Origin of the sequence: Propionivibrio sp., from assembly GCF_016790145.1 — a bacterium.
Classification (GTDB): domain Bacteria; phylum Pseudomonadota; class Gammaproteobacteria; order Burkholderiales; family Rhodocyclaceae; genus Propionivibrio.
Genome location: NZ_JAEUOI010000028.1, coordinates 1 through 13,097 on the forward strand (window position 1 = coordinate 1; position 13,097 = coordinate 13,097).

Below are 13,097 nucleotides of genomic sequence, written 5' to 3' on the forward strand. Positions count from 1 at the left end.
TTGAGGTTGCGCTGGGTCGCACACTCCTCAAGCCGAAAACCAGCGGGGTCACCACCCCCCGGTGCCCGTGCGTGACGCATCAGCAGCACATGCCCGCCCCGTGCCACGGCCTGCCACAGTCGGCTGTCGTCGCGCGCTGCGTAGGCCCTAGGAACGAGTGCCGTGGCCAGCAGGAGCACGCAACACGAAACAAAATATCTTGCAGGGCGAGTCATGGGCGCAAATTAAGCCTGGTTGATCGAAAGAGAAAACAATACGTCATTGAGCTTCTCCGCCGGATCGTTGCGCCAAGTTCAGTCGCAGGACCCGTAGCGGGTGCGTTGCTACGACACGGATACAGCGGAAAACGTTCCGGGCAGCCTGACTGAAGTCGAGTCTTGAATTGAATGCCGGATACACAGTCCGAGACAGACCGTGGTTTTCTTTAAGTTCGTTGATATTGAATAGAAAAACCGTGGTAGCCCCATTTAGCTGCCCACCGGGCGTGAAGCCCTGGCCGAAGTGCAGGGTACTCGCCGCCGTAAAACCGTTGGTCTTGCTGCTGTCGGTGATCATGTCGCTGCCATCACCCGCGCTGTAGAGATAGGTATTCCCCCCCCCGCTGGCGCTCAGCGAGTCGTTGCCGCGCCTTGACCCACAAGCGCACGAAGCGTGCCGGCTCGGCTAGCGCCGCAAGAACAATGTCAAGGGGGTAAATCTGGAATAGCCAATCCAGGACACGTGAACCTGACCACAACAGGCCGCCGTTTCTCGATGTTTCACGATGCGCTTGACCGATGGGCCAAGCACGGCCAAACTTTGGCGCAGGCTGTTGACCACCCTTGTTCAATCCATCAATGGACGCTGATGGATCGTGCGGCGTAGCCTGCGTCGCACGTGGTCCGCGCGGACCAAACGTCCCACTTCATCTGCTTGGAGACCATCATGGCAAAACCAGTCCGCTTTTGTACCGACCGTCTGCTGCCCAGTGACCAGATGCGCTTTCAATCCACTGTGCGTCGCGGCGGCGCCACCCGTGCAATTATGCCCATCGGCAAGCTCTGGATGAATGGCAGTACCCTGCGCGTCCGCTTCATCGGGGGCACCGCCGCACAGCGGGCCAAAGCCAGGGAGCAGGCCTTGTGGTGGACGGCTTTTGCGAACCTGAACTTCGACTTTAACGACGCACCGGATGCAGAGATCCGCATCGCTTTCGACCCGGACGACGGCGCCTGGTCGTACATTGGTACCGACAACCGCAACATTCCCTTGAATCAGCCGACCATGAACCTGGGCTTCATGGATGGAGGCACTGCCGGCCACGAGTTCGGGCACGCCATCGGCCTTGCCCATGAACATCAGAATCCGGCGGGTGGCATCGAGTGGAACGAACCGGCGGTGATCAAGAGCCTTTCGGGTCCGCCCAACAACTGGAACGAAGCGACCATCCGGCACAATGTTCTCAACAAGTACCGCGTCAACCAGATCCAGGGCACGGCATTCGACCCGGAATCGATCATGCTGTACTTCTTTCCGGGCGACTGGGTCAAAAGCGGCGTCGGTACTCACGCCAACGAGGTTCTTTCGGCCATGGACAAGGCTTACGTCGCCAGCGCGCAGGCTTACCCCAAGTCTGCACCGACCGTTGTCGATGCGGTGGAACTCAAGGTCAACGCGACGCGGCGGACTGCTGCGTCGATCGGCAAGCCGGGGGAAGAGGATCTGTACAAGTTCGTGGTCAGTACCGGCGGCAACCATGTGATCGATACCAAGGGGCCGACCGACGTGGTGATGCGGCTGTTTGGCCCGAACAGCCAGACCGACGTGATTGCCGAAGACGACGACAGCGGCGAAGGCAGCAACGCACGCATTGCAGCCAGCCTCATACCGGGTCTTTATTACGCTCAGGTACGGCACTACAACCGCGCTGGCGGCAAAGGCGACTATACGATTCGCGTCCGGCGGAATTGACCCGGCAGCACCCGACCAATGGCGATCTACACTTCGCCTGGCCTGGGTGCGGCTTGAATATTGACCTCGGCGCATGGCCGATCGAAGGGTACGTCCTGCATCTATTGCCGGCGGCCTTGCGCAATCAGACCCAGTCGCGTGGCGGCAGCATCTCGTAGATCAGCGCTTCCGGTGTGCCCGGTTCGGGTGCCCAGTCGTAACGCCATTTGACTACGGGTGGCAGCGACATGAGGATCGATTCGGTACGCCCGCCGGATTGCAGGCCGAACAGCGTGCCGCGATCCCAGACCAGATTGAACTCGACGTAACGTCCGCGCCGGTACGCCTGAAAATCGCGTTCGCGTTCGCCGTACGGGGTGTCCTGGCGCTTTTCGAGGATCGGCAGATAGGCTGTGCCGAAGGCGTCGCCAACCGCTCGGGTCAGCGCGAAGCAGCGCTCCAGCGGATCTTCCCAGCCCTCGCCACCTTCATTGAGGTCGTCGAAAAAGACGCCGCCGACGCCGCGCGGCTCGTTACGATGCTTGAGGAAGAAGTACTCGTCGCACCATTTCTTGTAGCGGGCATGAACATCCTCGCCGAAAGGCGTGAGCGCCTGCTTGCAGGTGGCATGGAAGTGGCGGATGTCTTCGGCGAAGGGGTAGTAGGGCGTCAGATCCATGCCGCCGCCAAACCAGACGAGCGGCGCCTCGCCGGCCTTGCCGGCGATCAGCGTGCGCACGTTCATGTGCGCGGTCGGGCAGTACGGGTTCTGCGGATGCAGCACCAGCGAAACTCCCATCGCTTCGAAGGCGCGACCTGCCAGTTCGGGGCGTTTGGCGGTGGCCGAAGCTGGCAGGGCCGCTCCGCTGACATGCGAGAAAGCCACACCGCCGCGTTCGAAAACGCGACCTCCCTCGATGATGCAGGTCAGCCCGCTGCCGCCGAGCGGCTGTCCGGCTTCCTTCTGCCAGGGATCGCTGCGAAAACGAGTGCCGTTATCGCCTTCCAGCGCTTCGGCCGCAGCCACGATGCGTGCCTGCAAGCCGGTAAAGTAGGCCTTGAGGGTGATGGGATCGAGCATCACGCTAGCGTGTGATCGCGCGATGCCCGATGTCACGACGATACTGCATGCCGTCGAAGTGAATCCCAGCCAGGGCATTGTATGCGTGCTTCTGTGCCTGCCTGACGTTGTCTCCGAGGGCGGTGACGCACAGCACGCGGCCGCCCGAGGTAACGATCTTGCCGTTGCGTTCGGCTGTTCCGGCATGGAATACGTGCATGTCCTCACTCTCGTCCGGCAGGCCGCTGATGACATCGCCCTGTCGTGGAGTGTCGGGGTAGTTGGCGGCGGCCAGGACGATGCCCAGCGCCACCCTGCGGTCCCATTCGGCATCGATCTGGTCGAGCTTGCCGGCTACGGCATGTTCGAGCAGTGTCAGCAGGTCGGACTTCAGGCGCATCATGATCGGCTGCGTTTCCGGGTCACCCATGCGGCAATTGAATTCAACCGTCTTCACCGAGCCGCCCTTGCCGATCATCAGGCCGGCGTAAAGGAAGCCGGTATAGGGTATGCCATCGGCAAACATGCCGCGCACGGTCGGCAGGATGATTTCGCGCATCGCCCTGGCGTGGACCGCCGGAGTGACGACCAGGGCCGGTGAATAGGCGCCCATGCCGCCGGTATTGGGGCCGGTGTCGCCGTCGCCGATCCGCTTGTGATCCTGGCTTGACGCGAGCGGCAGAACGTTCTTGCCGTCGACCATGACGATGAAGCTGGCTTCCTCGCCGACCAGAAACTCCTCGATGACGATGCGTGCGTTGGTCTTGTTGCCCGCTGTTGCCGGCGTGCTGCTTGGAAGCATGGCGTCGATGGCGCGGTGAGCTTCCGGCAGCGTCATGGCGACGACGACGCCCTTGCCGGCCGCCAGCCCATCGGCCTTGACGACGATTGGCGCGCCCTGCTGGTCGACGTAGGTGTGCGCAGCCGCACGATCGGTGAACGTGGCAAAAACCGCCGTCGGTATCTTGTGCCGCGCCATGAAGCGCTTGGCAAAATCCTTCGAGCTTTCGAGCTGTGCCGCTTCCCTGGTCGGGCCAAAAATCTTCAGTCCGCGCGCCCGGAAGATATTGACGACACCGGCGGCGAGCGGCGCTTCCGGGCCAACGAGCGTCAGGTAAATATCTTCCTTCTCGGCGAAATCGGCGAGCGCCTGCGGGTCGGTGATGTTGATGTTTTCCAACTCGGCTTCACGCGCCGTTCCGGCGTTGCCGGGCGCAACGTAGATTTTCTGCAGGCCGGATGTTTTGGCCAAATGCCAGGCCAGCGCATGTTCGCGTCCGCCGGAGCCAATGACGAGTAATTTCATGGTGTCAATGAGTGGGTAAGAGTGAGGAGTGAGGAGTCAGGAGTGAGGAGTTGGGGAGGGATTTTACCCCTTGCGTCTTGCTCTTGGCTCCCCACAGTGCAATCAACTAATGCCTGAAATGGCGGGCGCCGGTGAACACCATCGCAATGCCGTGTTCGTTCGCGGCCGCGATGACCTCTTCGTCGCGCATCGAACCGCCGGGTTGAATGACCGACCTGGCGCCGGCTTCGGCGATCACATCGAGACCGTCGCGGAAGGGGAAGAAGGCGTCCGAGGCGACGCAGGAACCGGCCAGCGAAAGGCCGGCGTTCTGTGCCTTGATCACGGCGATGCGCGTTGAATCGACGCGGCTCATCTGCCCGGCACCGACGCCAAGCGTCATGCCGCCGCCGCAGAAGACGATGGCATTGGATTTGACGAACTTGGCTACACGGTACGAAAAGAGCAGGTCCTCGATTTGCTCGGCGCTCGGTGCGACTTTGGTCACCACCTTGAGGTCGGAGGCCTGGACGTTGAACTTGTCCGGAGTCTGCACCAGCAGGCCGCCGCCGACGCGCTTGATTTCGAAGTCGTTGTAGACATTGGCGAGAGGGAGTTCGAGTACGCGCAGGTTCTGCTTGTTGGCGAGCATTGCTTTCGCGGCCGGCGTGTAGGCCGGTGCGATCAATACTTCGACGAAGTGCTTGCGCTCGTTCATGGCCATGACGATATCGGCGTCAACGGTGCCGTTGAAGGCGATGATGCCGCCGAACGCCGATGTTGAATCCGTCATGAAGGATTTTTCATAGGCCGCCAGCAGACTGATATCGACGGCGACGCCGCAGGGATTGGCGTGCTTGATGATGACACAGGTCGGCGCCTTGAAGGTCTTGACGCATTCCCAGGCGGCATCGGCGTCGGCAATGTTGTTGTACGAAAGTTCCTTGCCCTGCACTTGTCTGTAGCCGGCGATCGAGCCCGCTGCCGGAATCGGGTCACGGTAGAAGGCGGCCTGCTGGTGCGGGTTCTCGCCATAGCGTAGCGTTTCGACACAGTCAAAGGCCAGTTGCAATCGGGTTGGAAACTGCTGTGGCTTGTTGTTCTCGTCAAGCGAAGTCAGCCAGTTGGCAATCGCTGCGTCGTAACGCGCCGTGTGCGTAAATGCCTTCCTGGCCAGATCGAAGCGCGTGGCCAGCGTCAGTGCACCCGCGTTGGCCAGCATTTCGGCGAGCAGCGCTGGGTAGTCTTCCGGGTCGGTAACGACGGCTACGCCGGTGTAGTTCTTGGCCGCCGAGCGCACCATCGCCGGGCCACCGATGTCGATGTTCTCGATCGCCTCTTCAAGCGTGACGTCGGGTTTGGCAATGGTTTCGCGGAAGGGGTAGAGATTCACGCACACCAGATCGATGGCCGGGATGCCGTGCTGCGCAATGGTCGCCAGATGCTCGGGCAGGTCACGGCGGGCCAGAATGCCGCCATGCACTTTCGGATGCAGCGTCTTGACGCGGCCGTCGAGCATTTCCGGAAAACCGGTGTAATCGCCGATCTCGGTGACGGCGAGGCCGGCATCACGCAACAGTTTGGCGGTGCCGCCGGTGGATAACAGAACGATGCCCTGGGCAGCAAGGCCCCGGGCGAATTCGAGCGCACCGCGTTTGTCTGAAAGGCTGATCAGGGCTTGACGGATTTTCATGGTTTGGTCATTTATAAGGTTCAAGGATTGTTCAAACCAGCTTGTAGTCGACGAGTTTCTTGCGCAGGGTGTTGCGGTTGATGCCAAGCATTGCGGCGGCCAGTGTCTGGTTGCCGCCCGCTTGCTTGAGAACGACTTCAAACATCGGGCACTCGACACTCTTCAGTACCATGTCATAGATCGGCGCAGGCATTTCGCCATCCAGATCCTTGAAGTAGGTTTCCAGTGCTCCAGAGATACAGGCCGAAATATCATTGTTTTGTTTCATGCGGCGAGCCCCTCACTGTCATCATTGTTTTGCGTTTCAATGTAGTACAGATGTTCATTCTGTTCGGCGAGACCGAAGAAAAAGTCATTGACCGCCTGCTGTTGCCGTTTGCTGTCCGGCAACTGGTTCATCCCGTGCCGGAAGACAGCCGATCCCGCCAGACCCCTGGTGTACCAGGAGATGTGCTTGCGTGCGACGCGCACGCCGGTTTCAATACCATAGAACTCGTAGAGATCTTCAAGGTGTGCGAGCAGGATGTCGTGGATTTCGTTGACGCGCGGCGGCATCAGGTGCGTACCGGTTTTCAGGAAATGCTCGATTTCGCGAAAGAGCCAGGGGCGACCCTGGGCGGCACGGCCGATCATCAGCGCATCGGCACCCGTAAGTTCAAGCACGTGCCTGGCTTTTTCCGGTGAGGTGATGTCGCCGTTGGCGATGATCGGGATGCGTGCTTCGGACTTGACCGTAGCGATTGTCTCGTACTCGGCCTGCCCGGTGTAACCGCAGGCGCGCGTGCGGCCATGCATCGCCAGGGCGCGGATGCCGGATTGCTCGGCGATTTTCAGGATAGTGAGCGCGTTGCGGTTGGTCTTGTCCCAGCCGGTGCGGATTTTCAGTGTGACCGGCGTTCCCGGCACGGCATTGACCACGGCTTCGAGAATCCGGCCGACCAGAGGCTCGTCCCTGAGCAGCGCGGAACCGGCCATCACGTTGCAGATTTTCTTGGCCGGACACCCCATGTTGATGTCGATGATCTGCGCACCGCGCTCAACGTTGTGGCGTGCGGCGTCGGCCATCATCGCCGGGATCGAGCCAGCAATCTGCACCGAGACCGGCTCGACCTCGCCATCGTGGTTGGCGCGCCGCTGAGTCTTGGCGCTGCCGTAAAGCAGGGAGTTGGAGGTGACCATCTCGGAGACGGCCAGACCGGCGCCCATCTTCTTGCACAACTGGCGAAAAGGCCGGTCGGTCACACCCGCCATCGGTGCGACAAACAGATTGTTTTTAAGTGTAAAGCCGACGAATTCCATGGCGGTGGAGTGCTCAGGTGAGGCAGGGGAAGGGGAGAATTCTACCTTGATTGTTGCCTAAGAAATAGTCAATTCTGGTTTGACATGACCTTCGATGTCGAGTCGACCTGCGCTTCCTTAACGCGTAATGCCTGGCTCCGGCAATACGATGTTGACTTCCAGAACTTCGAAATTGCCCTGTTTTTCCAAGGACACCTTGATGTCGTCCGGATTGACCGAGACGTACTTCGAAATCACGGCGACCAGTTCCCTTTGCAGTGCCGGCAGAAAGTCGGGTTTGCTGTTCTGGCCGCTACGCTCATGTGCAATGATGAGTTGCAGGCGTTCTTTGGCAATGGTGGCTGTTTTCGGCTTGTTGCCGAAGATGAGAGAGAACAGGGACATCCTTATTTCCCCCCGAATAGCCGCTTGAACAGGCCGGGTTTCTCGTAATCGACAAAGCGCAGGGGCTTGTTTTTGTCGCCAAGGAAACGGTCGACCACATCGAGATAGGCCTCGGAGACATCGCTGCCGGCCAGGTGAATCGCCGGCGACCCCTGGTTGGAGGATTGCAATACGGATTCCGACTCGGGAACGACGCCGATGATCGGCACGCGCAGGATTTCGTGGATATCCTTGTACGAAAGCATTTCGCCTTCCTCGACGCGTTTCGGCGAGTAGCGGGTAATCAGCAGGTGCTCCTTGACCGGCTCGCCGCCGGCGATGGCCCGCCGCGATTTGGCCTGGATAATGCCGAGGATGCGGTCGGAGTCGCGCACCGACGAGACTTCCGGATTGGTGACGATCAGCGCTTCGTCGGCAAAGGTCAGCGCCATCACCGCGCCGCGCTCGATGCCGGCCGGCGAATCGCAGATGATGTAGTCGAAGCCCATGTGCTCGAGTTCCTTGAGCACCTTCTCGACGCCTTCTTCGGTCAGCGCATCCTTGTCGCGCGTTTGCGATGCCGGCAGCACAAAGAGATTGTCGTTGGCGCAGTGCTTGTCCTTGATCAGCGCCTGGGTTAGCGTCGCTTCCCCGTTCAGGACATTGACAAGGTCATAGACGACCCGCCGTTCGCAGCCCATGATCAGATCCAGATTGCGCAGGCCGACGTCGAAGTCGATGACGGCCGTCTTGAAGCCGCGCAGCGCGAGGCCGGAAGAAAAACTGGCACTGGTGGTGGTCTTGCCGACGCCACCCTTGCCGGAAGTTACAACGACGATACGTGTCAAGGAAGTTTCTCCGTCAAAAAGGACAGGATTTTACCCGTAGATCAAATAATTTTCCGAATGGTCGGAGCGACTAAAACTCCGGTTCCGCGCATTCCACACCGCGCAAGGCTGCGGAACGTTCAATTGGTAGCCAGTGATTCGATGATCAGATGGCTGGACGCCTCGTCCGCCGTTGGCGAGAGCTGAACCTGAACCGGTCGCCCGGCCAGTTGATCGGGAATGCCGGCATCGAAGGTACGATAGACCCCGGCGATTGAAACCAGTTCGGCTTCAAAGCGCGTGGTAAATATGCGCGCCCCGGTCGAACCGCTGGCACCCGCCAGCGCCCGCCCACGCAAGGGCGCGTAGATGTGGATGCTGCCGTCGGCAATGACTTCGGCACCGGCATTGACGGCGGCGAGTACCACCAGATCGCCGCCACGCGCGTACGCCTGTTGCCCCGAACGCAGCGGTCGGTCGATGACCAGCGTCGGGGTGAATGCGGGCTGGGCGGGCGGCGGTGGAGTCTCCTGTACTGAAGCGGGCGCGACCTCCTGCACCGGTCCGGCTTGAACGGGTGCTGCCGAAGCAGTGCTTTCGTCTGCGGCGCGTGACACCCGCTTGAAGGCGGCAAAACTGGGCAGTCCGACGGCGGCAGCACTGGCGCGCAGTTCGTCGCTCCCCCCGCGAACGCCGATCACGTTCAGCCCATGCTTGTTGAATAGGGTGCCCAAGGCGGCCCAATCGACGGGCCTGGTTGACTCGGCGCCCGCGATCTTGTCTAGCTCAAGCACGGCGGCGTCGCCATCAAAGAACGTCTCGTCACCGAACAACTCCGTTGCCGCCCTGGCCAATGGCCCGGACTGCAATGAGTGCAGCGTGACGCTGACCACCGGGAGCGTCGTTCCCTTGAATTCGATCAACTGGAGTTTCTTGTTTGCACGTGCCATGGGTTTGTCGCTGAAGCGCTTAGATAATTCTAAGGGGACGAAGTCTAGCTTAGACCGGGGGAAAAATGAAACTTGGCGATAGGACGTGATGGTTCGCTGGTCAGGGCTGAATCTAGAGACTTGATGGGTTCTGAACTGCGCGGCGGCCTGTAATACGCTACAAATGGAGATCTGCGTAGGCACAATTCTCAGAGGCAGTATCCATAAGGCATTCGTAGCATGTGATCTCAAGAACGCCGTTGCTCTCGGAGATGGTCTTTGATGAATGGTTTCGGCCAGGTCTGGACGATCAGCGATTCGTACTGCTGTAAAAGTGAGCTTCGGCTTTGCGTTGCGTATGGGCCAGTCGAACAAAGTGCTTTCTTCGCGGGACACAAGCGTCCAGCCGACGGCCTCGGCATAGCCGAGGATTCGCGTCTGGACGGTCTTGTGCTCGCCCGGTTTCATGAATAGGGTTTCAGATTCAAGGTGCGCTGAATTTTTTCGCGCACGACATCAGGCACGCCGGCCGTTTCTGCAAACGATCCCCATTTCGATACCGTCGCCTGCACCTCGGCAACGATTTTCGCAGCGCGCCCCCGCTTCATCGACGACGTCCTGGCGCAGGCATTGAAGTCCTCCTGCGTGAAATTGTCGCGTTTTCCATTCATCGTCATTTGATGGCTTGCCGTCCACGCCCCCGCAGGATTGAAGCTGTAGGTCATATCAAAGGCCGGCGACAGCGACCACTCACCGGATTTATTCATCAGGAAGGCAATATTCTTCACGTGGTCATCCTGATTGCGGGCCACGATGTTGAACACCATGCGCCGAAACAGTTGCTCGATGGCCTGCATGGGCAACTGCAGTTGTCGCATCACCAGCAAGGCCTGCTCGTAGCTGTACGCGCCTGCCCTATTGAAGTCGTAGTGCGCCAGGGCGCAGAGCGACTGCATGTGAAGTTTTTCGCCGGTAGCAATACGATCAAAGCGGCGCGTCATGAAATGCGAGCGGCCATTCTCTTTGAACAGCCGGCATTCACTGATATCAATGCCACAATCGAGCGCCATCAGGTAATACGCATACTCGATCACCCCGTAGCCCTTCGGGTCTTCCAGTTCCTTGTCCTTGTTGCCGCTGACGCCGTCAAATTTCATCAGCCAGTATTCAAATCCCTTGCCGGCCTTGACCTGGCCGGACCGCACTTCATTGGTTTTCGGGTTCCATGCGATGATCGCCTTCGCCCGCGCGCCCCCGGCGGATGTGCCCACGCGCAGAATATCCCTCAGCGCATCCTCTCTTCCTTCGGCTGCAAATGTCGCCTGCAGGTTATTCCGGTGGGCCAACACCTCCGATGCAAGCTCAACCAGCTTGCCGACCTCAATGTGTGTTGTCTGCCTTGCCCTGGGGCCGATGGCGGGGGCAAATGCCAGCGCACCCATGCCGCGTTCGCCGGTATAGCAAAGCCGCTCAACCGCGTTGAAGGAATTCGCTTGCCGCCCCTGCGATGCCAGCCAGGCATCAATCAGCGCGTTGCCGAATTTGTCGGGCAACGAGTCGGCCAGCAGGCCGGGCAACCCATGAAAAGTCGGGCGAGCAAGCTCGGGGAAACGGTACACGCGTCGGGATAGCGGCATCACGATCGGCGCCACCTGAATGCCGCTTTGCGCGAATCCCGCATCGTATTCAAAGCTGGCGGCATCCTCCCCATCCTGCAGCGAGACCGCGCCGATGGTTTTGCCCCACAGCCTGACTTCGGCCAGCGTGCTCATGGTCTCTCGCAAGCGTGCTCAGGGCTTCTCATCCCAGCTCCACGATTTGCCGCTCGCCTTTGCGGCCCGCTGGCCCGACGCCCGTTGCAGAATCTTGCCCTTGCGCTTCAACAAATCCATCGGTCTGGGCCCGGACTCCGGAATCAGGCTGTCCAACCCGGATGCGGCGTCCAGCACCCGCAGCACACGAACCAGAGTGCCCAACTGTGACGTCTGCCCGGCCTCCATGCGCTCCAGGGTACGCTTGGCGATACCCGCCTGTTCGGCCACAGCCGCCTGGGTGAGCTGCAATTCAATCCGACGACCGGCAATCCGTGCGCCCAATTCGGCCAGCACGGCATCATCAGTGAGTAAACCGGTTATTTTCATAGTCGTAATATATTACGACTATATCGGCTAAGTTGCCATATATCGTCAGTTATTGCGATATATAGAGTAATAATTCTCTATAGTCAAGTCGCAATAAATAGCGAGATAGTGATTTTATCAGTTCTTAGTCGTAATATTTTACGATATGTGCCGCTTACCGTCCCAGCAGCATGGCAATGAAGGCCTGACGGATCTCGGGTGTTACTTCGCGGCGGGTGACGAAGGCCGGCGCACCGTCAGCGGTGGTCCATTCGAGTCCCCAGATCGGCGCGATCCGCGTCGGCAGCAACGCGTAGCGACCATCTCCCACAAAGCCCGGCCGGGTGCTATCGGCAATCAGAAATCCGTCGGAAAAGCGTCGGAAGCGTTCCAGGTCTTCGCGTCGCCGGGGATGATCGCCAACCAGGCGCGTTACGGTCGCCTGATCCATCAGCGGTGCCGACTCGCCGGGGTAGTGGCGCACCGTCCAGCCCAGATGGAAGGCATCGGTCTGCAAGCGCCCCTCATGTACGTAAAGCGTACGCCAGAGCACTTGTTTGGCCATGGTTGGCTTGATCACCACATGGGGAGCCGGGTGGCCGCGCGCAGCGACGACCTCACGCAGGGCGGTTTCCGCGCGCTGGTGTTGCCACAGGCCGAGTCCCAGATAGGCCGCCGCCAGGGTCAGACCGATGGGTGCCAATCGACGCTGCGGCCGCCGCAGTGCCAGAACCAGCGGCACCAAAAGCAGCAGGGTGAATAGGGGATCGATGACGGCAATCAGGTTCCATGCTTCCTTGCGTTCGGAGAATGGCAGCCAGAGATGCGTGCCGTAGCTGGTGCAGGCATCGAGCAGGCCGGCAACAGCGTAACCGGCCAGGCTGTAGAGATAGATTTTAGGGAAGCTCAGGTATTTCCGCAGCAATGGCCATAGCAGCAATGCGCCAATCAGGGCGCCGACGGGCGCAAACGCCAGTGCGTGGGTGAAGTGGCGATGATAGTCCAGCACCAGCAGCACATCATCCGGGCTCTGGATCAGCGTATCCGCATCCGGCAGCATGCCGCCAACCATGCCGACAGCCGCCGCGAGCCGGCGCTGGTGAGACGGCGCCAGGGTGGCAGCCAGGGTGGCGCCGAGCACGCCGTGGGTTATCAGGTCCATCGCGGCATTTTACAGTCTGGTCGGGCGATCCTGAGTGTTTGTTCCGGCCGCGTGCGGCTCGGAAATGCGCAGACCCGATCCTGCATAAGCCACTCGCCAACTCCACTCGGAGTTTTCGGCTTTAACTGGCTGGAACAACAAGCATGATCGTATAAATCGGTCAGATCGACGGTTCATTCTCATGGGCTAAGGCAGGTTGATGATCCAAAACCTGCCGCTCACCTGGCCCAACCATCCCACAGCTGATGGGCCAATCCGGTCATTGGGACTCTGTGCCACCAACGGCAGCAATGGGCAGGTCAGCGGTCGTAGGTCTGGAAGTCGGCTCGAACGACCGGTGGTACTTCAGGCTACTTCAAAAATCGACCCGACGCCGTCGTACATAGTGCTCCGATCCGGTCATGGAAATCGATCAAAGCCGCCGCTCAAT

13 protein-coding genes and 1 pseudogene are annotated in these 13,097 nt (G+C 60.0%); 1 reads left to right on the forward strand and 13 read right to left on the reverse strand.

What is annotated here, in order from left to right; all coding sequences use genetic code 11:
- Nucleotides 1-215 (reverse strand): annotated as a pseudogene (locus JNM42_RS03120) (hypothetical protein); the annotation flags it as partial.
- 43 nt (nt 216-258) lie between these two features.
- Nucleotides 259-555: a hypothetical protein gene (locus JNM42_RS03125; protein WP_294266017.1), complete on the reverse strand. Its 297-nt coding sequence runs from the start codon at nt 553-555 to the stop codon at nt 259-261.
- Nucleotides 556-924: 369 nt separating this feature from the next.
- Here JNM42_RS03125 and JNM42_RS03130 point away from each other — a divergent pair, with 369 nt between their 5' ends.
- Nucleotides 925-1,950 carry a pre-peptidase C-terminal domain-containing protein gene (locus tag JNM42_RS03130; RefSeq protein WP_294266019.1) on the forward strand — a complete coding sequence of 342 codons (1,026 nt, stop codon included), beginning with the start codon at nt 925-927 and terminating at the stop codon, nt 1,948-1,950.
- A gap of 124 nt (nt 1,951-2,074) precedes the next feature.
- Here the strand turns inward: JNM42_RS03130 and hemF are convergent, their stop codons facing one another.
- The 11 genes from hemF to JNM42_RS03185 all read right to left on the reverse strand — a co-directional run bounded on the left by hemF (nt 2,075) and on the right by JNM42_RS03185 (nt 12,667).
- Nucleotides 2,075-3,010, reverse strand: a complete 936-nt coding sequence (gene hemF, locus JNM42_RS03135; protein WP_294266022.1) for an oxygen-dependent coproporphyrinogen oxidase — start codon at nt 3,008-3,010, stop codon at nt 2,075-2,077.
- A gap of 4 nt (nt 3,011-3,014) precedes the next feature.
- A complete protein-coding gene (purD, locus tag JNM42_RS03140; protein WP_294266027.1) occupies nt 3,015-4,295 on the reverse strand; it encodes a phosphoribosylamine--glycine ligase in 1,281 nt (426 codons plus the stop codon).
- A gap of 106 nt (nt 4,296-4,401) precedes the next feature.
- Complete coding sequence (gene purH / locus JNM42_RS03145; RefSeq protein WP_294266030.1) at nt 4,402-5,967, reverse strand: bifunctional phosphoribosylaminoimidazolecarboxamide formyltransferase/IMP cyclohydrolase; 1,566 nt, start codon at nt 5,965-5,967, stop codon at nt 4,402-4,404.
- Between the two features lie 31 nt (nt 5,968-5,998).
- Nucleotides 5,999-6,235, reverse strand: a complete 237-nt coding sequence (locus JNM42_RS03150) for a helix-turn-helix domain-containing protein (protein WP_294266032.1) — start codon at nt 6,233-6,235, stop codon at nt 5,999-6,001.
- Nucleotides 6,232-7,266: a tRNA dihydrouridine synthase DusB gene (dusB, locus tag JNM42_RS03155; RefSeq protein ID WP_294266033.1), complete on the reverse strand. Its 1,035-nt coding sequence runs from the start codon at nt 7,264-7,266 to the stop codon at nt 6,232-6,234. The genes JNM42_RS03150 and dusB overlap by 4 nt, the downstream gene beginning before the upstream one ends.
- Before the next feature lie 117 nt (nt 7,267-7,383).
- Nucleotides 7,384-7,650 carry a cell division topological specificity factor MinE gene (gene minE, locus JNM42_RS03160; RefSeq protein ID WP_294266036.1) on the reverse strand — a complete coding sequence of 89 codons (267 nt, stop codon included), beginning with the start codon at nt 7,648-7,650 and terminating at the stop codon, nt 7,384-7,386.
- Nucleotides 7,651-7,652: 2 nt separating this feature from the next.
- Nucleotides 7,653-8,477 (reverse strand): septum site-determining protein MinD, encoded by an 825-nt coding sequence (minD, locus tag JNM42_RS03165; RefSeq protein ID WP_294266039.1) that lies wholly within the window; start codon nt 8,475-8,477, stop codon nt 7,653-7,655.
- Nucleotides 8,478-8,596: 119 nt separating this feature from the next.
- Nucleotides 8,597-9,406, reverse strand: a complete 810-nt coding sequence (gene minC / locus JNM42_RS03170) for a septum site-determining protein MinC (RefSeq protein WP_294266042.1) — start codon at nt 9,404-9,406, stop codon at nt 8,597-8,599.
- Between the two features lie 443 nt (nt 9,407-9,849).
- The gene (locus JNM42_RS03175) at nt 9,850-11,157 is read right to left on the reverse strand and encodes a type II toxin-antitoxin system HipA family toxin (protein ID WP_294266045.1); all 1,308 of its coding nucleotides are present in this window, start codon (nt 11,155-11,157) and stop codon (nt 9,850-9,852) included.
- 18 nt (nt 11,158-11,175) lie between these two features.
- Nucleotides 11,176-11,493, reverse strand: coding sequence for a helix-turn-helix transcriptional regulator (locus JNM42_RS03180; protein WP_294266047.1), 318 nt, complete (start codon nt 11,491-11,493; stop codon nt 11,176-11,178).
- 187 nt (nt 11,494-11,680) lie between these two features.
- Nucleotides 11,681-12,667 (reverse strand): metal-dependent hydrolase, encoded by a 987-nt coding sequence (locus JNM42_RS03185; protein ID WP_294266049.1) that lies wholly within the window; start codon nt 12,665-12,667, stop codon nt 11,681-11,683.
- Nucleotides 12,668-13,097: the final 430 nt, after the last annotated feature.

Bases quoted from the DNA above. Each gene is read 5' to 3' on its own strand.
- JNM42_RS03125 (WP_294266017.1), bottom strand. From the start codon at position 555: ATGATCACCGACAGCAGCAAGACCAACGGTTTTACGGCGGCGAGTACC.
- JNM42_RS03130 (WP_294266019.1), top strand. From the start codon at position 925: ATGGCAAAACCAGTCCGCTTTTGTACCGACCGTCTGCTGCCCAGTGAC.
- hemF (WP_294266022.1), bottom strand. From the start codon at position 3,010: ATGCTCGATCCCATCACCCTCAAGGCCTACTTTACCGGCTTGCAGGCA.
- purD (WP_294266027.1), bottom strand. From the start codon at position 4,295: ATGAAATTACTCGTCATTGGCTCCGGCGGACGCGAACATGCGCTGGCC.
- purH (WP_294266030.1), bottom strand. From the start codon at position 5,967: ATGAAAATCCGTCAAGCCCTGATCAGCCTTTCAGACAAACGCGGTGCG.
- JNM42_RS03150 (WP_294266032.1), bottom strand. From the start codon at position 6,235: ATGAAACAAAACAATGATATTTCGGCCTGTATCTCTGGAGCACTGGAA.
- dusB (WP_294266033.1), bottom strand. From the start codon at position 7,266: ATGGAATTCGTCGGCTTTACACTTAAAAACAATCTGTTTGTCGCACCG.
- minE (WP_294266036.1), bottom strand. From the start codon at position 7,650: ATGTCCCTGTTCTCTCTCATCTTCGGCAACAAGCCGAAAACAGCCACC.
- minC (WP_294266042.1), bottom strand. From the start codon at position 9,406: ATGGCACGTGCAAACAAGAAACTCCAGTTGATCGAATTCAAGGGAACG.
- JNM42_RS03175 (WP_294266045.1), bottom strand. From the start codon at position 11,157: ATGAGCACGCTGGCCGAAGTCAGGCTGTGGGGCAAAACCATCGGCGCG.
- JNM42_RS03185 (WP_294266049.1), bottom strand. From the start codon at position 12,667: ATGGACCTGATAACCCACGGCGTGCTCGGCGCCACCCTGGCTGCCACC.